Source organism: Yersinia entomophaga (assembly GCF_001656035.1).
Lineage (GTDB): Bacteria > Pseudomonadota > Gammaproteobacteria > Enterobacterales > Enterobacteriaceae > Yersinia > Yersinia entomophaga.
Map to the genome: position 1 here is coordinate 2,297,735 of NZ_CP010029.1, position 24,371 is coordinate 2,322,105.

The window sequence follows — 24,371 nt, forward strand, 5'->3', positions numbered from 1 at the left end:
ATGCCCTCTTAATGAATTTGAGCCGCAGGAGGAGTAGAACCCCCTGCCGGTGCAGTTTCAGGGGTTTCCTGATTATTACCGCCGCTTTTGTACAGGAACTGGCCGATTAAATCTTCCAGAACCAATGCAGATTTGGTGTCCTGAATGGTGCCACCCTCTTTCAAAATACTGGTGCCCATTTCCGGATCTTCAAAACCCACGTTTAACGCCAGATATTGTTCGCCCAATAAACCTGAGGTACGAATCGCTAAAGAGCTGGTATCAGGAATTCGGTTATATTGATCCTCTATATCAATCGCAACTCGCGGACTGTAATTTTTGGTATCAAGAGTAATATCGGCCACCCGTCCTACCACTACACCACCAATTTTAACCGGTGAACTGGCTTTCAGGCCGCCAATATTATCAAAAGTGGCATATATCCGGTAAGTAGGCTGATTGCCAACAGATTTAATATCCGCCACTTTCAGGCATAAAAAGATGATTGCCGCTAAGGCAATCACGATAAATAGGCCCACCCAGACTTCAGTTTTCTTCGTTTGCATCGACTCAATTCCCAAACATCAGTGCTGTCAGCACAAAATCTAATCCCAGTACCGCCAGTGATGAATGCACCACGGTACGGGTCGTTGCCCGGCTAATCCCTTCTGATGTTGGGATTGCATCATACCCATTGAACAGCGCAATCCAGGTCACGGTAATGGCAAATACCAGACTCTTGATCAGGCAATTCAGTAAATCTGTACGCCAATCAACCGCGCCCTGCATGGCTGACCAGAAGAAGCCGCTATCGATACCTTTCCAGTCCACGCCAACCACGGAGCCACCCCAGATACCGACTGCGACAAAAATTGCCGTCAGCAGAGGCATACTGATTAAACCGGCCCAAAAGCGGGGCGCAACAACCCGGCGCAATGGATCGATAGCCATCATTTCCAGACTGGAGATTTGCTCGGTGGCTTTCATCAGGCCGATTTCTGCGGTCAGCGCAGAACCGGCTCGCCCGGCGAACAATAACGCCGTCACCACCGGTCCTAGCTCACGTAGCAAGGACAGTGAGACCATCATGCCCAGACTGGCTTCTGCGCTATAGGTGGTCAGAATCAGATAGCCTTGCAAGCCCAGCACCATGCCGATAAAGAGGCCAGAAACGACAATAATCAGCAGGGATTGTACCCCCACGCTATAAAGCTGCTTTACCAGTAGCGGTAACTGCTTGCGCGGTTGCGGGCAACCAATTATGGCGTTGAACAACATCAATCCCGCTCGCCCGAACGTAGCGCAAATATTAATACCTTTGCGGCCTACGGACGCTAACGTCTGTACTAACATGAACACTCCATCAGCCTAATAGCTCGGTTTTATAATCGCCCGCCGGGAAACGGAATGGTACCGGCCCGTCAGCGATGCCATCCAGGAATTGACGCACCCGAGGATCGCTATTGGTTTGTAACTGCTTCGGCGTTCCTTCAGCAATAACATGCTGATCGGCAACGATATAGGCATAATCCGCGATGCTAAGCACTTCTGGCACATCGTGAGAAACCACGACGCAGGTTACGCCCAACGCATGATTCAGCTCATCAATCAGCTTAACCAATACCCCCATAGTGATTGGGTCCTGCCCGACAAAAGGCTCATCAAACATGATGAGTTCAGGATCCAATGCAATAGCCCGCGCCAGCGCCGCACGACGAGCCATACCGCCCGAAAGCTCGGCCGGCATAAGATTTGCCGCACCGCGCAGCCCCACGGCTTCCAGCTTCATCATCACCGTGCTGTGTAGCAGTTCTTCCGGTAGATGACCATGTTCGCGCAGCGGAAAAGCCACGTTTTCAAACACCGTCAAATCGGTAAACAAAGCTCCAGACTGGAACAACATGCTCATTTTTTTACGCACGTCATACAGGCGATGTCTGGAAAGTGATGGAATATTATCGCCATCAAACCAGATTTCACCGGCGTCCGGAGTTAGCTGCCCGCCAATCAAACGCAGCAGCGTGGTTTTTCCTATACCCGACGGCCCCATAATAGCGGTGACTTTGCCCTTAGGTACGGTCATGTTGATATCTGTAAAAATAGGGCGCTCTCCGCGGGTAAAACTCATCCTACGGATCTCAATCAGATTAGACACCGGCTGATTCATGCTTATTTATCCCTTCAGGCCGTTTATTACCTATTTAACCGCCAATGCTACAGTAAATGGAGTCAATAGGTGTAACGCGTAGCATTCTTACAACTTATTTGCGCTTTTTCGTAGCCAAAGTGGCCATAAGTTTTACTTTTCCGACGCCCACAGTCAAAATTAGTGCATTAAGAGAATGAGAGCGAAAGCTCAAACAAATGCCCTTTCGCCAACGGACCGGGGATTATACCCAATAAGGACTCTGCATGTTTCTTGCGATAGCATTATTAATCGTTGGCTTGGTTTTATTGGTGTACGGCGCGGATCGCCTGGTGTACGGCGCCGCCGTTTTGTCCCGCTCGTTAGGTGTTCCACCGTTAATTATCGGTATGACCATTGTCGGCATCGGCACCTCTCTACCTGAATTGATTGTTTCAGTTACGGCCGCACTCAATAACCAAACCGATATGGCGGTGGGTAACGTTATCGGCTCAAACATTACCAATTTGCTGCTGATTATTGGCGGAGCCGCGTTTATTCGCCCGCTGACGGTAAGATCAGAAATTCTGCAACGAGAACTCCCGTTAATGTTGGTGGTCACTGTTCTGTGCGGCTTTGTGCTATCTAACAATTATCTTAGCCAATGGGATGGGGTTATTTTACTGACTGCCGCCGCCGCTTTTATCACCCTGATGTTGAAGATTGCCCGTCTGGCGCACAATGAAGGTAACGATATTCTTACCCGCGAGCAATTATCAGAATTGCCTCAGGACAGCAGTAATACCGTGGCCTGTCTGTGGCTGGTGCTGGCGTTTATTATATTACCGCTTTCCGCCAAAATTGTGGTTGATAATGCCACGGTGATTGCCCGCTTCTTTGGGCTGAGTGAGTTAGTCATTGGTTTAACAGTGATTGCCATCGGCACCAGCCTGCCAGAATTGGCGACTTCTATAGCCGGCGCACTAAAAGGCGAGGATGATATGGCCATCGGTAATATCATCGGCTCCAATATTTTTAATATCGTGATCGTATTGGGCGTACCGGCGTTATTGTCTCCGGGTGCAATTAATCCGGAAGCTTTCCAGCGAGATTACTGGGTAATGCTGGTTGTAAGCGTCATATTTACCCTACTTTGCCTTGGGCGAAAACAACGAATCGGTCATCTGGCCGGCGCTCTGTTATTATGTGGCTTTATCGCGTACCTTGCGGTGCTATTTTTCGCCCCTTTCAGCGCAGTATTATAAAACGAGCGGGAACTGAGTATGTCGAACGTTGCTTTGCATCCGGATGTAGATTTTCAACAGGCCGGTAAACAGGTATTACAGATCGAACGTGATGGCCTGGCCGAACTTGATCAATATATTAATGAAGATTTCGCTCGCGCCTGCGAGAAAATGTTCCATTGTCAGGGCAAGATCGTCGTGATGGGCATGGGGAAATCTGGCCACATCGGTTGCAAAATTGCGGCCACCTTCGCCAGTACCGGTTCACCGGCCTTCTTTGTACATCCGGGGGAAGCTAGCCACGGCGATTTGGGAATGGTAACACCGCAGGATATCGTGCTGGCCATTTCTAATTCCGGCGAATCCAACGAGATTCTGGCATTGATTCCGGTGTTGAAACGTCAACGCATTCCATTGATCTGTATGACGAACAATCCAAACAGCACCATGGGCAAGGCCGCAGATATTCATTTATGCATCAAAGTGCCGCAGGAAGCCTGCCCACTGGGTCTGGCGCCAACCACCAGCACTACCGCGACCTTGGTGATGGGCGATGCATTAGCCGTCGCGCTGCTGAAAGCCCGTGGCTTTACTCAGGAAGACTTCGCGCTGTCCCATCCCGGCGGCGCACTGGGGCGTAAACTACTCTTGCGCATCAGCGATATCATGCACACTGGCGATGATATTCCCCACGTCAGTCCCGATGCTTCGCTGCGTGATGCATTATTAGAGATCACTCGGAAGAATCTTGGTTTAACCGTTATCTGTAACGACTTGATGAAGATCGAGGGTATCTTTACCGACGGCGACTTACGCCGCGTATTTGATATGGGTATCGACCTGAATAACGCCAAAATTGCCGATGTAATGACCCGCGGCGGCGTTCGGGTACGCCCGAATATTCTGGCGGTTGATGCGCTAAATCTGATGGAATCACGTCATATCACCGCGCTATTAGTGGCTGACGGTGACCAATTATTGGGCGTGGTTCATATGCATGACATGCTGAGAGCAGGCGTCGTATAAAGGATATGGAATGAGTAACACTGAGTATGCGGACACTTGCTACGGGCCGGTAACCGCAGATGTAATGCAAAGAGCGGCCAAAATCCGGCTGCTGATTTGCGACGTGGACGGCGTGATGTCCGACGGCCTGATTTTTATGGGCAACGATGGCGAAGAGCTGAAAAGCTTTAATGTCCGCGATGGTTATGGCATCCGCTGCCTGCTCACCTCTGGGATTGAAGTGGCCATTATCACCGGCCGTTCAGCAAAGTTACTGGAAGACCGAGCTAAAACCTTGGGGATTACTCATCTTTACCAAGGGCAACCCAATAAGCTTTTGGCCTATGGTGAACTGTTAGATACACTCTCCTGTCAGCCTGAGGAAGTCGCGTACATCGGTGACGACCTGATTGACTGGCCGGTGATGGCACAGGTTGGTTTATCCGTAGCGGTGGCAGATGCCCACCCTCTGCTGCTACCTAAAGCACATTATGTTACGCGGATAAACGGCGGGCGCGGTGCAGTGCGTGAATTATGCGATTTAATACTGCTCGCGCAGGATAAGCTGGAAGGTGCCGAAGGGTTGTCGATATGAGTAAAACAAAATTTTGGATCACGCTAATACTGGCGTTGATTACGCTGTCGCTGATTGGCTGGAACTTTTCCGGATTTAATCAGAAAGATCAGAATATTCCAGTCGACGATAATGAACCGACCTACCAAAGTCAGCATACGGTGACGGTAGTTTATAATCCGGTCGGTAAACTCAATTACAAACTGGTGGCGGAAGATGTTAAAAATTACACCACCAAAGAGGTGACCTGGTTTACCAAACCGGTCATGACCATGTTTGATGAAAATGCCGTAGCGACTTGGTCAGTCCGCGCCGATCGCGCCAAACTGACCGATGACAGAATGCTGTATTTATACGGTAATGTGGTCGTGGACAGTTTAACCACCACTTCGCAATTGCAGAAAATCAAAACCGATAATGCGCAGGTTAATTTGATCACTCAGGATGTATCCTCAGACGATGAAGTTACCCTTTATGGCATTGGGTTTACATCTAACGGCATGAAAATGCGTGGGAATTTGCGGAACAAAACCGCCGAGCTGATTGAAAAGGTTAAAACCTATTATGAAATCCAAAAATAAAATGCGTCACCTCCTGATTGCCAGCTCGCTTTTGGTCGCAAGCGTTCCGGCTCTGGCATTAACCGGCGATACCGATCAGCCAATTAATATTACGTCGGATAAACAAGCTCTGGACATGACCGGTAATACCGCCACTTTCACGGACAATGTGATCGTGAAGCAAGGTAGTATCGAAATTAAAGCCGATAAAATGGTTATTACTCGTCCCGGCGGCGATCAAAGTAAAACGGTGATCGAAGGTTTTGGTAATCCGGTGACTTTCTATCAAATGCAGGACAACGGGAAACCGGTAAAAGGCCACGGCCAGAAACTGCGTTATGAAGTGGCCAAAGAATTCGTTATTTTGACCGGTAATGCCTATCTGGAACAGCTGGATAGCAATATCAAAGGTGACAAAATCACCTACCTGGTGAAAGAGCAGCAAATGGAAGCCTTCAGTGATAAAGGCAAGCGAGTCACCACCGTGCTATTACCATCCCAGTTACAAGACAAAGGCCCAAACGCTAACGGCCAAAAGAAGAGTAAGTAAAAACTTATGGCAACATTAATCGCAGAAAAGCTGGCTAAGGCTTACAAAGGCCGTAAAGTGGTCGAAGACGTTAGCCTGAAAGTGAATTCCGGTGAGATCGTTGGCCTGCTGGGCCCAAACGGTGCCGGTAAAACCACCACTTTCTATATGGTTGTCGGTATCGTTCAACGGGACGCCGGGCGTATCGTGATTGATGAAGAAGATATCAGTCTGCTGCCGTTGCATGAACGCGCTCGTCGCGGGATTGGCTATCTGCCGCAGGAGGCCTCTATCTTCCGCCGCCTGAGCGTCTATAACAACCTGATGGCCGTGCTGGAAATTCGCAACGACTTGTCCGGCGAACAACGTAAAGAGCGTGCTGAAGAGCTGATGGAAGAATTTCATATCACCCATCTGCGCGACAGCCTAGGGCAATCTCTTTCCGGTGGTGAACGTCGCCGTGTGGAAATCGCCCGCGCGCTGGCAGCTAATCCAAAATTCATCCTGCTGGATGAGCCTTTTGCAGGCGTCGATCCTATTTCCGTGATTGATATCAAGAAGATTATCGAGCATCTGCGTGACAGTGGCCTTGGCGTACTGATTACCGACCATAACGTGCGGGAAACGCTGGACGTTTGTGAACGAGCCTATATCGTCAGCCAGGGGCACTTAATCGCCCACGGCACGCCGCAAGAAATTCTGGCGGATGAGCAGGTTAAGCGCGTCTATTTAGGCGAAGAATTCCGCCTTTGATGTTTGTTTTTTTGGTTCGTGATTCACTAAGGGAAATCGCCGTAATCCTATGAAGCAAGGTTTGCAACTCAGGTTCAGCCAACAGCTGGCCATGACCCCCCAACTCCAACAGGCTATCCGTTTGTTGCAGCTCTCTACGCTTGAGCTTCAGCAGGAGATTCAGTTGGCGCTGGAAAGCAACCCGCTGCTTGAGCAAACGGATGTCCACGAAGAAGTCGACGCCAAAGAGGTTGAGGAGCGGGACGATCTGGATACCCGCGAAGCCCTTGAACAAAAGGATATGCCGGAAGAACTGCCGTTAGACGCGACTTGGGATGAAATTTATACCGCCGGTACGCCTTCAGGTATGGGTAATGATTACAGCGACGATGAACTGCCGGTTTATCAGGGTGAAACGACCCAGTCTCTGCAAGATTACCTGATGTGGCAGGTGGAACTGACGCCGTTTTCCGATACCGATAGCGCCATCGCGACCTCCATCGTCGATGCGGTGGATAACACTGGCTATCTCACCGTGCCGCTGGAAGATATTCTGGAAAGCATGGGTGATGAAAGCCTGACGCTAGAAGAAGTGGAAGCGGTGCTAAAACGCATCCAGCATTTTGATCCTATTGGCGTAGCGGCGCGCAATCTACGGGAATGTCTGTTGGTTCAGCTCTCTCAGTATGCAAAAGAGACGCCTTATCTGAACGAAGCCAAGTTGATCGTCAGCGATTATCTGGATTTGTTAGGTAACCATGATTTCCGCACGATGATCCGCTTAAGTCGCTTAAAAGAAGATACACTTAAAGAAGCGATCGCGCTGATTCAGTCTTTGGATCCGCGCCCCGGCCAGTCGATCAATACCGGTGAGTCCGAGTATGTGATTCCTGACGTTCTCGTACGCAAAGAACGCAGCGGTTGGACGGTAGAACTGAACGCGGACAGCATTCCGCGCCTGAAAATCAATCAGCAGTATGCCGCCATGGGTGGCAGCGCGCGTAATGACAGCGACGGTCAGTTTATTCGCAGTAATCTGCAAGAGGCAAAATGGCTGATTAAAAGCCTGGAAAGCCGCAACGAAACGCTGCTTAAAGTAGCGCGTTGTATTGTCGAACAGCAGATTGAGTTCTTTGAAAACGGTGAAGAACATATGAAACCCATGGTACTGGCGGATATCGCGCAGGCCGTGGATATGCATGAATCGACGATTTCCCGCGTGACTACGCAGAAGTTCCTGCACAGCCCACGGGGTATTTTCGAGCTAAAGTATTTTTTCTCCAGCCATGTGAATACCGAAAGCGGAGGCGAAGCCTCTTCTACGGCGATCCGGGCATTGGTGAAGAAGTTGGTGGCGGCAGAAAACCCTGCCAAACCACTGAGCGACAGCAAGCTAACCACCCTGCTTTGCGAGCAAGGCATTATGGTGGCGCGGCGAACCGTTGCGAAATACCGAGAGTCGTTATCCATCCCGCCGTCCAATCAACGTAAACAGTTGGTTTGACCCGAACAGAGAAGGAAGACACTATGCAGCTCAACATTACCGGACATCACGTCGAGATAACCGAACCTTTACGCGAATTTGTTACCACGAAATTTGCCAAACTTGAGCAATACTTCGATCGTATTAATCAGGTCTATGTGGTTTTAAGCTTGGAGAAAGTGCAACAAATAGCGGAAGCGACAGTCCATGTGAATGGAGGAGAGTTGCATGCAACCTCGGAACACCAGGATATGTATGCGGCCATTGACGGTCTGATCGATAAATTAGCCCGTCAATTAAACAAACATAAAGATAAATTAAAGCAACATTAAGAACATGATGACCGCCAGACTTATATGCCATACAGATTTCAGGATACAGGAAGGCCGCAAACCAAAGAAACTCATAAACTTACATCACTAAGTGATTGGGTGAATGATAGCAGCCAACACCAAGTAGTTTGAAAAATAACGGATATATAGTCTAAAGGGAAAGGTTCTTCACTCACTGTAGCCAGTCGCGCTACATTACCTGAGTCGGCGACATGGATTGACCAGCCGCCGACATCAGGAGTGAAACAGCGCTTAAGTGAAAGATGAGATGACCAACGATTTAGCCATGCAATTAGACTCGGTATTAAATATCGAGTGCACCAAAAGCTCCGTTCACTGCTCGAGTAAAAAACGGGCACTGGAAATCATCAGCGAGCTTGCTGCCAAGCAGCTTAACTTGCCGTCACAGGTCGTTTTCGACGCTGTGCTAACCCGCGAACGTATGGGCAGTACCGGTATTGGTAATGGCATCGCCATTCCTCACGGCAAGTTAGAGGAAGACACGCTGCGTGCCGTCGGCGTTTTCATTCGTCTGGATCAACCTATCGCTTTTGATGCTATTGATAATCAGCCGGTTGACCTGTTATTTGCCTTGCTGGTTCCAGCCGATCAATGTAAAACCCACCTACATACTTTATCTTTAGTCGCTAAACGATTAGCAGATAAAACAGTGTGTCGACGTTTACGAGCGGCACAAAGTGATGATGAGCTGTATCAAATCATTACAGAAGTTCCGGCTGAAACTCAATGATAAAGCTAGCTTTTCTGCCGTAACGCTCTTATTTTACCAGTGATGGATTCCGGCCTGTAAGCCGGAATAAAAGTTTCTAATTGTGGCGCATAACGCCATTGAGATACCTAGGGGAGTTGCCACATGGTGCTGATGATTGTCAGCGGCCGTTCCGGTTCAGGGAAGTCTGTTGCCTTACGTGCCCTTGAAGATATGGGCTTTTATTGCGTCGACAACTTGCCCGTTGTGCTATTGCCACAGCTGGCGCAAACGCTCGCTGACCTGAACATCTCCGCTGCGGTAAGTATTGATGTCCGCAATATGCCGGAATCTCCGGAGGTATTCGAACATGCCATGGCTCAGTTGCCGGACACTTTCTCACCGCAGCTGCTGTTTTTGGATGCCGATCGCAATACCTTGATTCGCCGCTACAGCGATACTCGCCGCCTGCATCCTCTCTCCAATAAGAATCTGTCGTTGGAAAGCGCTATCGATGAAGAAAGCGCCCTGCTGGAGCCACTGCGCTCGCGCGCCGATCTGATTATCGATACCTCGGAAATGTCGGTGCATGAACTGGCCGAAATGCTACGTACTCGCCTACTCGGGAAACGTGAGCGTGAATTGACGATAGTATTTGAGTCATTCGGCTTCAAACACGGCTTACCTATTGATGCAGACTATGTTTTCGACGTTCGTTTCCTGCCTAACCCGCACTGGGATCCAAAACTGCGCCCGATGACCGGTTTGGATCGCCCCGTTGCCGCCTTCCTCGATCGCCATACGGAAGTGCACAATTTTATCTATCAAACCCGCAGCTATCTCGAGCAGTGGCTGCCGATGCTGGAAACCAATAACCGCAGCTATCTAACGGTCGCTATTGGCTGCACCGGTGGTAAACACCGTTCAGTTTATGTTGCTGAACAGCTTGCCGACTATTTCCGCTCCCGTGGCAAAAACGTTCAGTCTCGTCATCGTACGCTGGAAAAACGTAAATAATGACCGTCAAACAGACCGTTGAGATCAAAAACAAGCTGGGCATGCACGCCAGACCGGCGATGAAATTGTTCGAACTGGTGCAAAGTTTTGACGCAGAGGTCATGCTACGCAATGACAGCGGGACAGAAGCCGAAGCCAGCAGCGTGATTGCGCTGCTGATGCTGGATTCTGCCAAAGGCCGCCAGATTGAGGTGGAAGCCACCGGGCCAGACGAAGTGTCTGCGTTGGCCGCAGTGATCGAACTGTTTAATTCCGGCTTCGATGAAGATTGATATCGGCTATTTATGCGCGATATCAGCCTTTGGTTAAAAGAGTATTTGGCTCTTTGCTGGCGTCATCGGCTGGAGCCTTCGGTTTCACCGCCTGATTTTACTCACTTCTGAATGTTTTTTACTCTTCGAGATATCTTCGCCCTGATTAATTTATCCTCGGCCCTGGTCACTCTCTTCCTCCCGCTTAACCGCCGTCGCAAAACCGCTGCGTAATAAAACCCGCTGGGTAATCGTTTGCTAATTGCAAAAAATGCACGGTTTACCCCTTGCAGAGAACGCAGGCACGAGTATAATTCGCCACAATTTGCCGGGAGAATCCATGAAAAACAGCGAGCGTTTTGTTGAATATCATCAGATTGAAAATCGACAAAATCGTCTGCCAATTGGCGGTCAGCTGCCGTGGTTTCTGCCGTTGCCAAACCGATCTTATCAGGCCCCTCGTTGAGGGGCTTTTTTTTGCCCGCCAAACGGACGGCGATGTCGAATGCCAGGCAAATAGATTCACGATTTTATATTCACGCTGATTTTATATTTACTCTGATTTTACATTCACGCTAAAGACACACCAGGGGCAGCCCCATGCCACGGGCTAGCACAGAGGAGAGCGAAACATGGCCAATCCGTTGTATCAAAAACACATTATTTCAATTAACGATCTCAGCCGCGAAGAACTGGAACTGGTACTTCGCACCGCCGCCAGCCTGAAAAGCCATCCGCAGCCTGAATTGTTAAAGCATAAAGTGATCGCCAGCTGTTTCTTCGAAGCCTCCACGCGCACTCGTCTGTCCTTTGAAACCGCCATCCACCGCCTGGGTGCCTCCGTCGTGGGTTTTTCCGATAGCAGCAATACTTCGTTAGGCAAGAAAGGGGAAACGCTGGCAGATACCCTCTCCGTTATCAGCACCTACGTTGATGCCATTGTGATGCGCCATCCTCAGGAAGGTGCCGCACGTTTGGGCGCAGAATTCTCCGGCAATGTACCGGTACTGAACGCCGGTGATGGTGCTAACCAGCACCCAACCCAAACCCTGCTGGATCTGTTTACCATTCAGGAAACTCAGGGGCGTCTGGATAATATTAATATCGCGATGGTCGGCGATCTGAAATATGGCCGCACCGTGCATTCACTAACGCAGGCGCTGGCGAAATTTAACGGTAACCGCTTCTTCTTTATCGCCCCAGATGCGTTGGCGATGCCCACTTACATTTTGAAAATGCTGGAAGAAAAAGGCATTCAATACAGCCTGCATGCCAGCATCGAAGAAGTGGTTCCAGAACTGGATATTCTGTATATGACCCGGGTGCAAAAAGAGCGTCTGGACCCATCCGAATATGCCAACGTGAAGGCGCAGTTTGTGCTGCGGGCGGCCGATCTGGCCGACGCGCGCGATCATCTGAAAGTTCTCCACCCGCTGCCGCGTATTGATGAAATCACTACCGATGTAGATAAAACGCCGTATGCCTACTATTTCCAGCAGGCCGGTAACGGAATTTTTGCGCGTCAGGCGCTGTTGGCTCTGGTTTTAAACGCTGAATTGGCTCTTTAAGGGGAAAGGTATGACTCAGGATTACAAACTACAGGTAGAAGCGATCAAATGTGGCACGGTCATTGACCATATTCCAGCACAAATCGGCTTTAAGCTACTGTCTCTGTTCAAACTGACCGCGACCGATCAGCGTATTACCATTGGCCTGAACCTGCCGTCCAATCAACTCGGCCGCAAAGATCTGATCAAGATCGAGAACACTTTCCTGACCGAGCAACAGGCAAACCAACTGGCAATGTATGCGCCACACGCCACGGTTAACCGCATCGATAATTACAATGTGGTGAAGAAGCTGACCCTTAGCCTGCCAGATCGTATTGACGGCGTGCTGACCTGCCCGAACGGTAACTGCATTAGCCGTAACGAACCGGTCGATTCCAGTTTCCAGGTAAAAGCTCTGCGAGATGAAGTGTTGCTGAAGTGCAAATACTGTGAGAAAGAGTTCGACCATCAGGTGGTGATGCAGGCCGATTAATCCGGGAAGACTCGCTGTCTCCGCCGCGACTTACTCAGCGGCGGACACTGTGAACTACCGCAATCATTTTATTTCCTTAGGTTGCCGTAATTCCCCTCCGCCCTATAATAGCGGTGATTACAGAGTATCCCTTTCCGCTTTACGTAAACCAGGAGTCAACATGTCACGTATTATCAGCACTGAGCTTGCCCCCGCAGCGATTGGTCCTTATGTTCAAGGTGTCGATCTGGGCAGCATGATCATCACTTCCGGCCAAATCCCGGTTGACCCAAAAACCGGCGCAGTTGCCGAAGACGTTTCAGCTCAGGCACGTCAATCCCTCGAAAACGTGAAAGCCATTGTCGAAGCAGCAGGCCTGAAAGTTGCAGATATCGTCAAAACTACGGTATTCGTGAAAGACTTAAACGATTTCAGCACGGTCAACGCGACTTATGAAGCCTTCTTTGCTGAACATAACGCGCCATTCCCAGCACGTTCTTGCGTTGAAGTCGCTCGCTTGCCAAAAGACGTAAAAATCGAGATCGAAGCTATCGCCGTTCGTCGCTAATCCCGACGGCGTGCCGATCACGGCTGACTCACGTCAGCCGTGATAGCTTAGCGTCGCATCAGACACTCCCGTCATAACATCCCTGTCTGTTCATCCTCCCTGATTTGCTAATTCCTTCATAAAGAGAGCATCCTGCCCTTAATTGCGGCCATAGTTATAATGTATATATAAATCAATACATTGCATAAATAAAACAGTTTATGAATAAAGTAGTTTATGGAAAAAGTAGCGCTATAATCCAAACCGGGGCGTTACTTTTTAATCCAGTAAATACCCTCATAAGGTCGAAGTTCCATCGCCTCTGGATGAACTGGGGCATCGTCGTAACTGCTCATCAGCAATGACCAACCGCCTAACTCCAGATTTTCTGGCTGCCATCCCATCGGCTTATTGCTAAGATTCGCTACCACCAGCAAACGTTTATCCTGCCAACTGCGTAAATAACACCACAGGCTAGGATGTTCTGGGCAAAGATCCTGATAATCACCGTAGGTGAAAATATCCTGCTGTTTGCGCAAGGCAATCAGGCGCTGATAGGCGTAAAACACTGAGTTTTCATCCGCCAGCGCTGCGCTAACGTTAACTTCTGGATAGTTGTTGCACGGCGAGATCCACGGCGTAGCCTGGCTAAAACCGGCGTTAGCACTGTTATCCCACTGCATTGGCGTGCGGCCATTATCTCGTGACTTAGTGGCTAAAATCGCCAATAACTCATCGGCCTGACGCCCGGACTCACTCAGTTCAGCAAACATATTCAGGCTTTCAACATCGCGATACTGCTCAATCGAAGTGAAGCCAGGGTTAGTCATGCCTATCTCTTCCCCTTGATAAATATAGGGAGTCCCCTGCATACCGTGCAATACCATTCCCAACATCTTGGCGGCAGGGACGCGCAGCGGTCCTTCATCACCAAACCGGGAAACAATGCGCGGCTGATCGTGGTTACACCAGAACAGCGCGTTCCACGCCTGGTTATGCATACCCTGCTGCCAAGTGGAGAAAATACTTTTTAGTTCAACCAGATCCGGCTCGGCCAGCGACCATTTTTCACCGTTCAGATAATCCACTTTCAGATGATGGAAATTGAAAGTCATCGACAGCTCGCCACCGTTTAACGCCGCATAACGCTGGCAATGCTCTAAACGAGTGGACGACATTTCACCCACGGTCATTAAACCGCGAGGCTGGAAGACATCGCGACTCATCTCTTGCAGGAACTCGTGAATGCGCGGGCCATCGGTATAGAAGCGGCGACCGTCCCCATCAAAATCGTTGGGGAAGTCCTGCTGTTTGGATACCAAATTGATCACATCTAAACGCAGACCATCGACGCCTAAATCGGCCCAGAACTCGCAGACTTTTTTCAGCTCATCCCGTACCGGCTGGTGCTCCCAGTTTAAATCCGCCTGCTCGGTGGCAAACAGATGCAAATAATATTGGCCGCTTTCCGCATGCCACTGCCAGGCATTACCGCCGAATTTTGAGCGCCAATTATTAGGTAGCTGATCCCCTTCACCGTCGCGCCAGAGATAAAATTGACGGTACGGGCTGGCCGGATCTTTTGCCGCCTGGAACCAGGCATGTTCAGTTGAAGTATGGTTGAACACCATATCCATTACGATACGAATACCGCGCTGATGAGCGGCTTCAACCAAGGTTTTAAAGTCTTCCAACGTGCCGTAAGCCGGATCGATGGCACAATAATCAGCCACGTCGTAACCGTTATCAACCTGCGGAGAGAGATAGACCGGCGTCAGCCAAATAGCATCGACGCCCAATTTTTGCAGATAGTCCAAACGGCTAGTTACACCGGCTAAGTCACCGTAACCGTTACCGGTAGTATCCTGAAAGCTTTTTGGGTAGATCTGATAGATGACACCGTTTTGCCACCAGGGAATGGGATTATTCATAGCGTGAACTCTTATTCATTTAAAAAATTGCCCCGTAATCGGTACGGGGCTCGACGCATATCAGACCGGTAATTCCCCACGGCTGTCTTTGCGTTTATAAACCAGAATAGTCAGGAACAATGGCACAATAATCGCCACCAGCATCGCCAACGAATAAATCGCCCAGAACTTCGGCTGTATGGACAAAATTCCCGGCAAACCGCCGACGCCAATACCGTTCGCCATAACGCCACTTAAACCGCAAATTAGACCAGCGATACCGGAACCCACCATGGCACACAGCATTGGGAAGCGATATTTCAGGTTAATCCCATACATAGCCGGCTCGGTAACGCCCAGATAGGCCGAAATCGCCGCTGGAACCGAAATTTCGCGTTCGTTAACTTTGCGGCTAATAATGATAATGCCCAGTACTGCGGAAGCCTGCGCGATATTGGATAAAGCGATTAATGGCCACACCGGCGTGCCGCCCATGCTTTGAACCATTTGCATATCAATCGCCAAGGTCGTTTGATGCACCCCGGTAATCACCAACGGCGCGTACAGGAAACCAAACAGAGCCGCGCCAATCGGCGCAAAGCTGCCGGTCATTACCGCTTTCACTCCCCAAGCCACGCCATCGCCAATCATACGGCCAAACGGCCCAATCAACGTATGCGCCAGGAATACGGCCAATAACAGAGAAACAACCGGAACAATAACCAGATACAGGTAAGCAGGAATGATTTTCTTCAGATTGACTTCAATCCAACCTAAGGCTAGCCCTGCCAAAATGGAGGGAATAACCTGTGCCTGATAGCCCACTTTCTCAATGGTGAACCAACCAAAGTTCCATACCTCCGGCAGTTGCTGTCCCAGCATGTAGGAGTTCATCAACTGCGGCGAAACCAGCGTAATCCCCAGTACGATACCCAATACCGGCGTACCGCCCATTTTTTTCACTGTAGACCAGCAAATCGCCACCGGCAGATAGAAGAAAATCGCCTCGCCCAACAGCCACAGGAAATCGTAGATGGTTTTCCACGCCGGATGCGCCTGCGCCAGCGTCATTCCGTCGGACATAGGAATATCGCCGATCACATTGCGGAAACCGAGGATCAACCCGCCTGAAATCAGCGCCGGTAACAACGGGAAGAAGATCTCGGCGAAATGGGAAATACCGCGTTCAAACCAGGTCATGTTCTGCCGCGCCGCCAACTTGGTTTGCTCTTTATCGGCTTCGGCATGACCAATGGTGGCAATCAGAGCCTTGTAGTAATCATCAACATCTGGCCCGATAACCACTTGAAATTGACCGGCGTTGGTAAAGCAGCCTTTGACCATCCGCAAGTTTTCAATAGCTTTTGGATCGGCCTTGGCCGGATCGTTTAAGACAAAACGCAGCCGGGTAATACAGTGGCTGACAGTGGCAATATTCTCCCTGCCTCCCACCAATACGATCAGTTGATCGATGTCTTGTTGCTTTACTTTGCTCATTTCAACGTACCTTTCATAAGGTGGGATCCCGCGCATTGACTGAAATAAACACGCGAATAATTAAATTAGTGGCTCATTAAAGATTAGCTACTGATTTGTTTTTATGAAATGGGAACGTTCCCAAGCTGTGCCGAAGATCACAATTTAACGGCTTTTTTTGCTTACTTAACCAGCAAAAAAAGCATCAATTGGATCGATCAGATCAGTTTCCCGGGGATGATGATCTGCTGAATAGCGAGGCCATTATTTAACTGTCCGAGCAGTTGCTGAGCCGCTTGAACGCCCGCACTACCATAACCTAATTCAACAGAAAATGAGTTAGGAAACAGGAAGTTAAGCAAAGGCGCGTTACCGATTCCGCACACCTGAATATGCTGTTTCCCCTGCTGTTGCAGGTACTTACTGACGCCTAAAGCGATGGTATCCGAAGCACAAACCAGCGCAGACGTGTCGGGTTTGATCACCTGAGCTGCCTGCTGAAAACCACTTTGATAGCTGAGCTCACCTAACGTCACCGTTGGGGTCAATCCATGGCGCTGGCAGTAGTTCAAATAGGATTGATGGCGACGCATACCGGTGGTGGCATCAGAGGGTTGTACGCCGATATAGCTAATGTGCTGGTGACCGGCTTTGCGCAGTTTGTCCATCAATAACGTCACCGCACCATCATCGTCATAACAAACCGAAGAAAAACCGGGATATTCACGTGCTAGCACCACCATTTTATCCTGCCACGGCGCAAGCATTTCAGCGGTCAAGCCGGTAAAACCAAATACAATCACACCGTCAACGTTACGCTGGCGCAAAATATTCAGGTGCTCCGTAACCAGCTCTGCATCAAACTGGCTTTCCATCAAGATAGGATCATAGCCCTGCTGATAAAATAGCGGCAACATGGTTCGTACCGCCTGATTCTCAGAAGCAGAATCCAGACGCGAAACAATAATCCCTACCACTTTATCGCTCTGACCGCGCATTGCCCGCGCTGATTTAGATGGCGTAAACCCTTGTTGACGGATAACCGCCTCCACCCGCTCACGGGTTTGCGGGCTAACGCTGCCTTCATTATTCAATACACGCGATACCGTGGATTTCCCCACGCCGCTCATACGGGCAATATCTTTGATCGTCAGACGGTTTTGCATGGTTTACCTAAGGTTTAGGTTAAAAAGTATAAACTGGACTAATTATTTATCTTTACCCTGATAATAGAAAGGTTATCCCGCCTATAATCAAAAGTATGACTCATGATATACCCAATAAATTTTGAGCCACACTCAGGCCCCAATAGCGGGAATCCCTGAAAGCTTAGCCCATTAAATCGATGGGTTAAGTAAAAATAGCCAACGGCGCTATGGATCAAAAAGTGAAAGGTATCATGCCGTTAGATACACAGATTTCCTACCTTTACGCGGAGTGATTCTGTAAAGGTTTTTGTCACCGGGTGGATGTCGCCTAGCGCCTACCCTATCTTTTGTCTTACCGGAGGTTAATTACCCAGTGGACCCCGTTCCCCAATCGGCCCCCTACGGCTGGCTCTGGTAAGGTGATGCTCCGTTTTCGCTGCTGCCTTACCAGAAACAATCTGGTAGGCAGTAACGTGTCATAGATTCGCTCGTTCCTGCTTAGCAATATTTTTGCCATTACCACGGCAGTTTTGTCGTGGATGTAATCAGGTTCAGCATAATGAAAGTGAAAAACCTCGCCCGGCAAATGCTTAACGCATTGAGCCGCAGTCTGCCACGCCGCCTTATCCGCCGCGAAGCTATGCTGGACGGCTTGCCGCAAAAAGGTGTGGCCAAAGAACTTCCCGCAGAACTGGCGCAGCAACGCCTGCACTGTGCCAATGAAACGCCGCAGCAGCTCTATGACCGTTTTAGCAGTCATCCGGAGGGGCTGACAGAGCCGGAAGCCAACGCCATTCGCCAACGCCTTGGCGATAATACCATTGAAAATCAGCAAGCTGTGCCTTGGTGGTTACATCTGTGGCACTGTTATCGCAATCCTTTTAATCTGCTGTTAACGCTGCTAGCGCTGATTTCCTACGCAACCGAAGATCTGACCGCCGCGTTGGTCATCGGCGCTATGGTGCTGATTTCCACTCTGATGCATTTTATTCAGGAAGCCCGCTCCAACCAGGCCGCCGACGCCTTGAAAGCCATGGTTAGCAATACCGCTACGGTGATTCGCAGCGATGCCCATACCGGGAAAAGCGAGCATCGGGAAATCCCTATTTCCCAATTGGTTACCGGCGATATCATCAAACTCTCAGCAGGAGATATGATCCCGGCGGATCTGCGTATTTTGCTCGCCAAAGATCTTTTTATCAGCCAGGCTGCGCTGACAGGCGAATCCTTGCCGGTAGAAAAAATCGCTACCAGCCGTTATCCCGATGAATCTAACCCATTAGAACGAGATACCCTGTGCTTTATGGGAACCAATGTGGTCAGCGGATCGGCGCTGGCTATCGTTATCGGCACCGGTAATCAGACTTATTTCGGTCAGTTGGCCGAACGCGTCACTCATCAGGATGAGCAGCCAAATGCCTTTCAAAGCGGCATCAGTAAAGTCAGTTGGCTGCTAATTCGTTTTATGCTGGTGATGACGCCTATTGTTTTACTGATCAATGGCTTCACCAAAGGCGATTGGTGGGAGGCGGCACTCTTTGCCCTTTCGGTAGCCGTCGGTTTAACGCCGGAAATGCTGCCGATGATCGTGACGTCCACTCTGGCTAGAGGTGCGGTGAAATTGTCGCAGCAAAAGGTCATTGTGAAACGTTTGGATGCGATTCAAAACTTTGGCGCGATGGATATTTTGTGTACCGATAAAACCGGTACGCTAACGCAGGATAAAATCGTACTGGAAAGCCATACCGACGTCTTTGGCGCCAACAGCGAACGTGTGCTGCATTATGCTTGGCTGAATAGCTATCACCAGACCGGTCTGAAAAACCTACTGGATGTCGCGGTTCTTAGCGCAATGGCGGAATCTGCCTCCACCAAAGCGCTGCTCGATTACCGTAAAGTAGACGAAATTCCCTTTGATTTTGAACGCCGCCGCATGTCGGTGGTAGTGGCCATTCAAGCCGATTATCACGAACTGATTTGCAAAGGTGCGCTGGAAGAAATGCTCACCATCTGCAGCCATGTTCGTCAGGGCAATGAAGTTATTCCTTTGACCGAAATGCTGCTGACTCGTATTCGCCGCATTACCGATGAGTTAAATCAACAGGGGCTGCGAGTTGTCGCCGTGGCCAATAAAATCTTACCGGCGAATCATCTGGACTATGGCGTAGCCGATGAGTCCGACCTGATTCTGGAGGGTTACATTGCCTTCCTCGATCCACCGAAAGAAAGCACTGAACCCGCTCTGCGGGCGCTGAAACAAAACGGCGTGACCGTCAAAATTCTTACCGGTGATAACGAGCTGGTTGCGCGAAAAGTCTGTAAAGAAGTCGGGCTTTCCGTCGATCAAGTACTGCTTGGTAGCGATATTGAGCAAATGAGCGACGAGGAACTGACCGCCGCCGCCCACGCTACTACGGTATTTGCCAAGCTGACACCGCTACACAAAGAACGTATCGTGCAAATTCTCCGTAATGCAGGTCATGTCGTTGGCTTTATGGGCGATGGTATCAATGATGCGCCAGCTTTACGGGCGGCTGACATAGGAATTTCCGTGGATTCTGCGGTAGATATCGCCAAAGAAGCGGCGGATATTATCCTGTTGGAAAAAAGCCTGATGGTATTGGAGCAAGGGGTCATTGAAGGCCGCCGCACCTTTGCCAATATGCTGAAATACATCAAAATGACTGCCAGTTCCAACTTCGGTAACGTATTCAGCGTGCTGATTGCCAGCGCCTTTTTACCTTTCCTACCGATGTTGCCGCTGCATCTGCTGGTGCAAAACCTGATGTATGATATTTCGCAAATTGCGATTCCATTTGATAACGTCGATGAAGATCAGTTGACCAAACCACAACGCTGGAACGCCGGCGATTTGGGGCGTTTTATGGTGTTCTTTGGCCCGATAAGTTCGATATTCGACGTGCTGACTTTTTCTCTGATGTGGTGGGTATTTAAGGCCAACACGCCAGAAATGCAGACTTTATTCCAGTCCGGTTGGTTTGTAGAAGGTTTGCTGTCCCAAACGCTGATTGTGCACATGATTCGCACCAAAAAGATTCCGTTTATTCAAAGTCGCGCTTCATGGCCTCTGTGTTTAATGACGCTGGCAGTGGTCGTGGTGGGTATCGGTTTAACCTTCTCTCCGCTGGCTGGTTTCCTACAGTTGCAGGCTCTGCCGCTCAGCTATTTCCCATGGCTGATTGTGATTCTGACCGGTTATATGGTAACAACGCAGTTGGTAAAAGGCTGGTTTGTCCGCCGCTATGGCTGGCAATAACGGTCAGATAGCCAGTATCCCAAACAGATAGCAGGAGGTTGAATATCCTCCTGCTTTTATTCTGGCAACATGATATGGGGTATTAAAAAATGGCTACGCTCTCTTATTTTCGGGATTAGATGCGCCCTAAACAATCGATCGCAATGCCTTTAAAACTTTCAAAGTTCTGGCTACTGAGCAGACGGCTCATTGAGCGTTCACGGACAAAGGTAACAAACAGATCGTAGATAGCCATCGCTTCTTCATAATCACTTTTACTGATTGCCAGCAGGAAAATAACGTAGGCCGTTTCCCCTTCCCCCCACGCAATTCCTTGCGGAGCCAAAAGCGTTACCACCACGGTCTTTTTAGCCAACAGGCCAAGGGAGTGAGGTAAAGCGATTCCTTCCCCCAGCATGGTGGAAACGATAGCTTCCCGCTCGACTACCGAAGGGTAAAAATCCGCATCGACGAAACCTTCAAGCTCTAGTTGCTGGCAAACTTTGCTGAACAACTGCGCCTGAGTCAGCGGTTCATTAACCCGCACAAAATGGTTTTCATCAAAGAACTTTTCCAACATATAAGGCCGGGTGCGATCGACTAAAACCAGTTTTCCTAATTGCTCCAGCTGATATTCCGTTGGAAAAGGCGACATCACCACTACCGGCCTATTTTTTTCCGTTAAACGCGCATTGGAGATAATAAAATCTTCGGCAATAGTCGCTATATTTTCATATTCCCGTAGAGATACCGTCCTAGTTACCACGATTTGAGGATACTTGCGGGAAATTTGCGCCTGAATCATACGAATCGTCGAATTTCCAGTATCACACACCAGCATGACCTGCGGATGACGCTCATAACCAATATTATAATGCCGCTCTAACCCTACCCCGATATGCAGTACTAAATAGCCAATTTCATTTTCACTCAGGCTGTAAGGGGAATACTTCCCCCAACTGGAAACCGCAGCCAGCGTTACATCATAGGCCATTGGGTAATGCTGTTTGATATTAGATAACAGTGGATTAGGGATAGTGATCTGATACTTAACCCGCGTAATCATCGTCTTGATATGGGTCAGCAAATCGATGCGTAATTGCTTATCATCCTGCAAATTATAGTTATAGTGAGAGTTAATATACGAAAGGATGTAATCCACCAGCGTTTCTTCATCGTCCGCGTTTATTTCGCTGGGCTGGCTGGTACTAGGCTCGCTGATTTCCATCCGCCGTGCGGCAATATTCACCCGAAGATAAGCCTCTTCTGCCGCTGAAATCTCTTTGCCAGCCAATAGCTGTAACTCATTGGCCAAACGTCCGGAAGCCAGTTTTACCGCTTCATCTACATCTTCAGCATCAAAATCAGATAGCGGATAGCCTTCAGCGATACGTTTTACCGCCACCGCACAGTAAAAAATCAGGTACTGCTCACCTTCATCAGACAATCGCACGGCGTATTGAGACAATAATTGGTGCAATAAATCGGTCAGCGCCGGCATCGCCGCATCGCTAAGAAAAACATTTTTTAACAGTGGGTTGTCGCTGTCCTGAACATGCAGCTGAAACAGTAAATCGGTCAGGCAGGAACGAATGGCTAGCTCGGTGCCAAACAGCTTCATACCATAGCGAGGCTTAGCCTCTATGGTCAGATGGTAACTTCCCAGACGCTCTCTCACCTCAGCCATATCACTTTGCAGCGTACCACGGCTTACAAACCATTCATCAGCCAAATCTTCCAGCTTCAATGCAAAGGCTGAGGTCAGAAAGCGAATAAGCAAATACTGAACCCGCTCGGCGGCGGTACGCGGCGTCAGGTTCGTCTTAGGCGTTTGCTGCTGCAATACCTGAAAACGTTCGGCATCATCGATCATTAATCGATAACCAAATCCCCGATTATGAATAAAACGCGCACCATAGTGCTCAAGAATATCGTTCAGCGCAGTAATATCAGCTCGTACCGTTCGGGTCGAAACGGCAAAGCGCTTTGCCAGTTCATCCTGCGGCAGAGTTTCAGATTGCAGCGCATCGAACATATAAGCCAAACGTTGATAAGGAAATCTCACTGCGCCTCTCCGCTGATGTAGGGCATTTCTGCCGAATACAGGCTGCTCCTATCGGGAGGAACAGCCTGCCAGTGCTACTCTTTTGCCAATGGCGTAAAAATCATTTGCGATGGACTACCTACCGGAATGTAACCAGGAATAAAGCTCAATTTTCCGCTGCTTTGATCCACCTTGAACCGGGTTATGTTATCGCTACGTTGATTCATTGCGTACAGGTAGTGACCACCGGGATCTAAAACCAACGTACGCGGGTAATCACCACGCGTCCATACCTCCTCAATGGCTTTGAGATCCCCCTCGCCATTTACTGCAAACTGCCCAATGCTGTTATGCAAACGGTTTGCCACGTAGAGGAAACGCCCATCTTTTGACAGTGTTAAACCCGCTGCAAAATTGGTTCCACGAAACGCTTTTGGTAGCGATGACACACTAACTACTTGTTCCAAAGTCCCTTTCTGAGTGTCCAGACGGTAACTGGTCAGCGTAGAGGCCTCTTCATTAATCAGAAATAGTGCTTTTCCATTCGGATGGAAAACAAAATGACGTGGGCCAGCGCCCGCAGAAGATGCACTGATATAGGGCGGTTCATTTGGTGTTAATGCACCCGTTGTTGGATCAAAATGCCATTGATAGATCCGATCCAGACCCAGATCGGTGGAAAAAACAAACTTCCCGCTGGGATCGCAGGCGATCATATGAGCATGAGGGCCGTTATGATCGCTGGCGGCAAAACTACCTTCAACCGCAGCAGCCGGTTTAGCCGCTCCCGCTGGGCCTTCATCTTGATGAACAGAGCTGGCCGCCTCTATTTTTCCATCCGTAGCCAAAGGAAAAACCGCCACAGAACCACTGACATAGTTCGCCACAAATAAATGGCTCCCCGAAGGCGTCAGAGACAAATAAACCGGCCCCGCACCTTGCGCATCAACCTGATTTAACAGAGTTAAGCCGCCGTCTTGCGGATCGACACGGTAGGCTGCAATTGAACCGTGTTTACCGCCGTTGTAATCCGATACCTCACTGGCGACATACAGCGTCTTCCCCTGAGCGTCCGCCACTAACTGAGCCGGATTCGCCAGTTCACTAACCAGCGTTTTATTCTTTAATTCACCGGATGCAGGATCGAGCTGTAGTCGATAAACGCCTTGGCCGTTCGGGTTATAGGTGCCGACATACGCAAATTGCTTCAAATTTTCCGCTCCGCTAGATTTTTCTGCCCCATAAGAAGATGGATGAAATCCTGCCAATAGAGCCAAAGAAAGGCCAACCGCAAGTAAACGCGGCGGAATGACATTAGACGCAGGGTATGTTTCAGAGAGGAATGGCCTGTTACGCATATTTTTCCCTTATCACTATGACGCGACCAGGGTATGGGTCTAGCTAACCTAACATCCAGATTTACAGGTA

Annotated in this window: 24 protein-coding genes; 16 read left to right on the top strand and 8 right to left on the bottom strand. The window is 49.5% G+C overall.

Features of this window, described 5'->3' with window-relative positions; all coding sequences use genetic code 11:
- Nucleotides 1–8: 8 nt before the first annotated feature.
- Genes mlaD through mlaF form a run of 3 tightly spaced genes read right to left on the bottom strand, consistent with a single transcriptional unit; the run spans nucleotide 9 to nucleotide 2,146 of the window.
- The gene (gene mlaD / locus PL78_RS10510) at nucleotides 9–545 is read right to left on the bottom strand and encodes an outer membrane lipid asymmetry maintenance protein MlaD (RefSeq protein ID WP_064515350.1); all 537 of its coding nucleotides are present in this window, start codon (nucleotides 543–545) and stop codon (nucleotides 9–11) included.
- A 4-nt stretch (nucleotides 546–549) separates the two neighbouring features.
- A complete protein-coding gene (mlaE, locus tag PL78_RS10515; RefSeq protein WP_064515352.1) occupies nucleotides 550–1,332 on the bottom strand; it encodes a lipid asymmetry maintenance ABC transporter permease subunit MlaE in 783 nt (260 codons plus the stop codon).
- Nucleotides 1,333–1,342: 10 nt separating this feature from the next.
- A complete protein-coding gene (gene mlaF / locus PL78_RS10520; protein WP_064515354.1) occupies nucleotides 1,343–2,146 on the bottom strand; it encodes a phospholipid ABC transporter ATP-binding protein MlaF in 804 nt (267 codons plus the stop codon).
- A 245-nt stretch (nucleotides 2,147–2,391) separates the two neighbouring features.
- Here mlaF and PL78_RS10525 point away from each other — a divergent pair, with 245 nt between their 5' ends.
- The 15 genes from PL78_RS10525 (at nucleotide 2,392) to ridA (ending at nucleotide 13,130) form a co-directional block, all read left to right on the top strand.
- On the top strand, nucleotides 2,392–3,369 hold the full coding sequence (locus PL78_RS10525; RefSeq protein ID WP_064515356.1) for a calcium/sodium antiporter: 978 nt from the start codon (nucleotides 2,392–2,394) through the stop codon (nucleotides 3,367–3,369).
- 18 nt (nucleotides 3,370–3,387) lie between these two features.
- Nucleotides 3,388–4,374: an arabinose-5-phosphate isomerase KdsD gene (gene kdsD, locus PL78_RS10530; RefSeq protein WP_064515358.1), complete on the top strand. Its 987-nt coding sequence runs from the start codon at nucleotides 3,388–3,390 to the stop codon at nucleotides 4,372–4,374.
- Nucleotides 4,375–4,384: 10 nt separating this feature from the next.
- Nucleotides 4,385–4,948 (top strand): 3-deoxy-manno-octulosonate-8-phosphatase KdsC, encoded by a 564-nt coding sequence (kdsC, locus tag PL78_RS10535; protein ID WP_064515360.1) that lies wholly within the window; start codon nucleotides 4,385–4,387, stop codon nucleotides 4,946–4,948.
- Complete coding sequence (lptC, locus tag PL78_RS10540; RefSeq protein ID WP_049597901.1) at nucleotides 4,945–5,508, top strand: LPS export ABC transporter periplasmic protein LptC; 564 nt, start codon at nucleotides 4,945–4,947, stop codon at nucleotides 5,506–5,508. Before kdsC ends, lptC begins: the two co-directional genes overlap by 4 nt.
- Nucleotides 5,492–6,037 (top strand): lipopolysaccharide ABC transporter substrate-binding protein LptA, encoded by a 546-nt coding sequence (lptA, locus tag PL78_RS10545; RefSeq protein WP_064515362.1) that lies wholly within the window; start codon nucleotides 5,492–5,494, stop codon nucleotides 6,035–6,037. Before lptC ends, lptA begins: the two co-directional genes overlap by 17 nt.
- A gap of 6 nt (nucleotides 6,038–6,043) precedes the next feature.
- Nucleotides 6,044–6,769: an LPS export ABC transporter ATP-binding protein gene (gene lptB / locus PL78_RS10550; RefSeq protein ID WP_064515364.1), complete on the top strand. Its 726-nt coding sequence runs from the start codon at nucleotides 6,044–6,046 to the stop codon at nucleotides 6,767–6,769.
- A gap of 49 nt (nucleotides 6,770–6,818) precedes the next feature.
- Nucleotides 6,819–8,252 carry an RNA polymerase factor sigma-54 gene (gene rpoN / locus PL78_RS10555; RefSeq protein WP_064515366.1) on the top strand — a complete coding sequence of 478 codons (1,434 nt, stop codon included), beginning with the start codon at nucleotides 6,819–6,821 and terminating at the stop codon, nucleotides 8,250–8,252.
- Nucleotides 8,253–8,275: 23 nt separating this feature from the next.
- On the top strand, nucleotides 8,276–8,563 hold the full coding sequence (gene hpf / locus PL78_RS10560; protein WP_004722398.1) for a ribosome hibernation promoting factor: 288 nt from the start codon (nucleotides 8,276–8,278) through the stop codon (nucleotides 8,561–8,563).
- Between the two features lie 268 nt (nucleotides 8,564–8,831).
- Nucleotides 8,832–9,314, top strand: coding sequence for a PTS IIA-like nitrogen regulatory protein PtsN (gene ptsN / locus PL78_RS10565; protein WP_049597907.1), 483 nt, complete (start codon nucleotides 8,832–8,834; stop codon nucleotides 9,312–9,314).
- 123 nt (nucleotides 9,315–9,437) lie between these two features.
- A complete protein-coding gene (gene rapZ, locus PL78_RS10570) occupies nucleotides 9,438–10,289 on the top strand; it encodes an RNase adapter RapZ (protein ID WP_064515368.1) in 852 nt (283 codons plus the stop codon).
- Nucleotides 10,289–10,561: a PTS phosphocarrier protein NPr gene (gene npr / locus PL78_RS10575; RefSeq protein ID WP_064515370.1), complete on the top strand. Its 273-nt coding sequence runs from the start codon at nucleotides 10,289–10,291 to the stop codon at nucleotides 10,559–10,561. Before rapZ ends, npr begins: the two co-directional genes overlap by 1 nt.
- A 319-nt stretch (nucleotides 10,562–10,880) precedes the next feature.
- A complete protein-coding gene (locus PL78_RS20895) occupies nucleotides 10,881–11,006 on the top strand; it encodes a hypothetical protein (protein WP_268806850.1) in 126 nt (41 codons plus the stop codon).
- Nucleotides 11,007–11,172: 166 nt separating this feature from the next.
- Nucleotides 11,173–12,108, top strand: coding sequence for an aspartate carbamoyltransferase (gene pyrB, locus PL78_RS10580; protein ID WP_064515372.1), 936 nt, complete (start codon nucleotides 11,173–11,175; stop codon nucleotides 12,106–12,108).
- A 10-nt stretch (nucleotides 12,109–12,118) separates the two neighbouring features.
- Nucleotides 12,119–12,583 (top strand): aspartate carbamoyltransferase regulatory subunit, encoded by a 465-nt coding sequence (gene pyrI / locus PL78_RS10585; RefSeq protein WP_049597915.1) that lies wholly within the window; start codon nucleotides 12,119–12,121, stop codon nucleotides 12,581–12,583.
- A 160-nt stretch (nucleotides 12,584–12,743) separates the two neighbouring features.
- Nucleotides 12,744–13,130 carry a 2-iminobutanoate/2-iminopropanoate deaminase gene (ridA, locus tag PL78_RS10590; RefSeq protein WP_064515374.1) on the top strand — a complete coding sequence of 129 codons (387 nt, stop codon included), beginning with the start codon at nucleotides 12,744–12,746 and terminating at the stop codon, nucleotides 13,128–13,130.
- Nucleotides 13,131–13,381: 251 nt separating this feature from the next.
- Here ridA and treC read toward each other — a convergent pair whose 3' ends face one another.
- The 3 genes from treC to treR all read right to left on the bottom strand — a co-directional run bounded on the left by treC (nucleotide 13,382) and on the right by treR (nucleotide 17,661).
- Nucleotides 13,382–15,040, bottom strand: a complete 1,659-nt coding sequence (gene treC / locus PL78_RS10595) for an alpha,alpha-phosphotrehalase (RefSeq protein ID WP_064515377.1) — start codon at nucleotides 15,038–15,040, stop codon at nucleotides 13,382–13,384.
- 60 nt (nucleotides 15,041–15,100) lie between these two features.
- The gene (gene treB, locus PL78_RS10600) at nucleotides 15,101–16,516 is read right to left on the bottom strand and encodes a PTS trehalose transporter subunit IIBC (RefSeq protein ID WP_064515379.1); all 1,416 of its coding nucleotides are present in this window, start codon (nucleotides 16,514–16,516) and stop codon (nucleotides 15,101–15,103) included.
- A 197-nt stretch (nucleotides 16,517–16,713) separates the two neighbouring features.
- A complete protein-coding gene (gene treR, locus PL78_RS10605; RefSeq protein WP_064515381.1) occupies nucleotides 16,714–17,661 on the bottom strand; it encodes a trehalose operon repressor TreR in 948 nt (315 codons plus the stop codon).
- A gap of 541 nt (nucleotides 17,662–18,202) precedes the next feature.
- Between treR and mgtA the strand changes: the two genes are divergently transcribed.
- Nucleotides 18,203–20,920 (top strand): magnesium-translocating P-type ATPase, encoded by a 2,718-nt coding sequence (gene mgtA, locus PL78_RS10610; protein ID WP_064515383.1) that lies wholly within the window; start codon nucleotides 18,203–18,205, stop codon nucleotides 20,918–20,920.
- Between the two features lie 115 nt (nucleotides 20,921–21,035).
- Here the strand turns inward: mgtA and PL78_RS10615 are convergent, their stop codons facing one another.
- Nucleotides 21,036–22,964 carry a BglG family transcription antiterminator gene (locus tag PL78_RS10615; protein WP_128821800.1) on the bottom strand — a complete coding sequence of 643 codons (1,929 nt, stop codon included), beginning with the start codon at nucleotides 22,962–22,964 and terminating at the stop codon, nucleotides 21,036–21,038.
- A 74-nt stretch (nucleotides 22,965–23,038) separates the two neighbouring features.
- The gene (locus tag PL78_RS10620) at nucleotides 23,039–24,301 is read right to left on the bottom strand and encodes a lactonase family protein (RefSeq protein WP_064515385.1); all 1,263 of its coding nucleotides are present in this window, start codon (nucleotides 24,299–24,301) and stop codon (nucleotides 23,039–23,041) included.
- Nucleotides 24,302–24,371 lie beyond the last annotated feature (70 nt).

Coding starts and splice junctions, on each gene's coding strand:
- treB (WP_064515379.1), bottom strand. CDS start 16,516: ATGAGCAAAGTAAAGCAACAAGACATCGATCAACTGATCGTATTGGTG.
- mlaF (WP_064515354.1), bottom strand. CDS start 2,146: ATGAATCAGCCGGTGTCTAATCTGATTGAGATCCGTAGGATGAGTTTT.
- mlaD (WP_064515350.1), bottom strand. CDS start 545: ATGCAAACGAAGAAAACTGAAGTCTGGGTGGGCCTATTTATCGTGATT.
- pyrB (WP_064515372.1), top strand. CDS start 11,173: ATGGCCAATCCGTTGTATCAAAAACACATTATTTCAATTAACGATCTC.
- npr (WP_064515370.1), top strand. CDS start 10,289: ATGACCGTCAAACAGACCGTTGAGATCAAAAACAAGCTGGGCATGCAC.
- pyrI (WP_049597915.1), top strand. CDS start 12,119: ATGACTCAGGATTACAAACTACAGGTAGAAGCGATCAAATGTGGCACG.
- PL78_RS10525 (WP_064515356.1), top strand. CDS start 2,392: ATGTTTCTTGCGATAGCATTATTAATCGTTGGCTTGGTTTTATTGGTG.
- treR (WP_064515381.1), bottom strand. CDS start 17,661: ATGCAAAACCGTCTGACGATCAAAGATATTGCCCGTATGAGCGGCGTG.
- mgtA (WP_064515383.1), top strand. CDS start 18,203: ATGAAAGTGAAAAACCTCGCCCGGCAAATGCTTAACGCATTGAGCCGC.
- PL78_RS20895 (WP_268806850.1), top strand. CDS start 10,881: ATGAAAAACAGCGAGCGTTTTGTTGAATATCATCAGATTGAAAATCGA.
- lptC (WP_049597901.1), top strand. CDS start 4,945: ATGAGTAAAACAAAATTTTGGATCACGCTAATACTGGCGTTGATTACG.
- hpf (WP_004722398.1), top strand. CDS start 8,276: ATGCAGCTCAACATTACCGGACATCACGTCGAGATAACCGAACCTTTA.
- mlaE (WP_064515352.1), bottom strand. CDS start 1,332: ATGTTAGTACAGACGTTAGCGTCCGTAGGCCGCAAAGGTATTAATATT.
- lptB (WP_064515364.1), top strand. CDS start 6,044: ATGGCAACATTAATCGCAGAAAAGCTGGCTAAGGCTTACAAAGGCCGT.
- treC (WP_064515377.1), bottom strand. CDS start 15,040: ATGAATAATCCCATTCCCTGGTGGCAAAACGGTGTCATCTATCAGATC.
- PL78_RS10620 (WP_064515385.1), bottom strand. CDS start 24,301: ATGCGTAACAGGCCATTCCTCTCTGAAACATACCCTGCGTCTAATGTC.
- lptA (WP_064515362.1), top strand. CDS start 5,492: ATGAAATCCAAAAATAAAATGCGTCACCTCCTGATTGCCAGCTCGCTT.
- rpoN (WP_064515366.1), top strand. CDS start 6,819: ATGAAGCAAGGTTTGCAACTCAGGTTCAGCCAACAGCTGGCCATGACC.
- kdsC (WP_064515360.1), top strand. CDS start 4,385: ATGAGTAACACTGAGTATGCGGACACTTGCTACGGGCCGGTAACCGCA.
- kdsD (WP_064515358.1), top strand. CDS start 3,388: ATGTCGAACGTTGCTTTGCATCCGGATGTAGATTTTCAACAGGCCGGT.
- ridA (WP_064515374.1), top strand. CDS start 12,744: ATGTCACGTATTATCAGCACTGAGCTTGCCCCCGCAGCGATTGGTCCT.
- rapZ (WP_064515368.1), top strand. CDS start 9,438: ATGGTGCTGATGATTGTCAGCGGCCGTTCCGGTTCAGGGAAGTCTGTT.
- ptsN (WP_049597907.1), top strand. CDS start 8,832: ATGACCAACGATTTAGCCATGCAATTAGACTCGGTATTAAATATCGAG.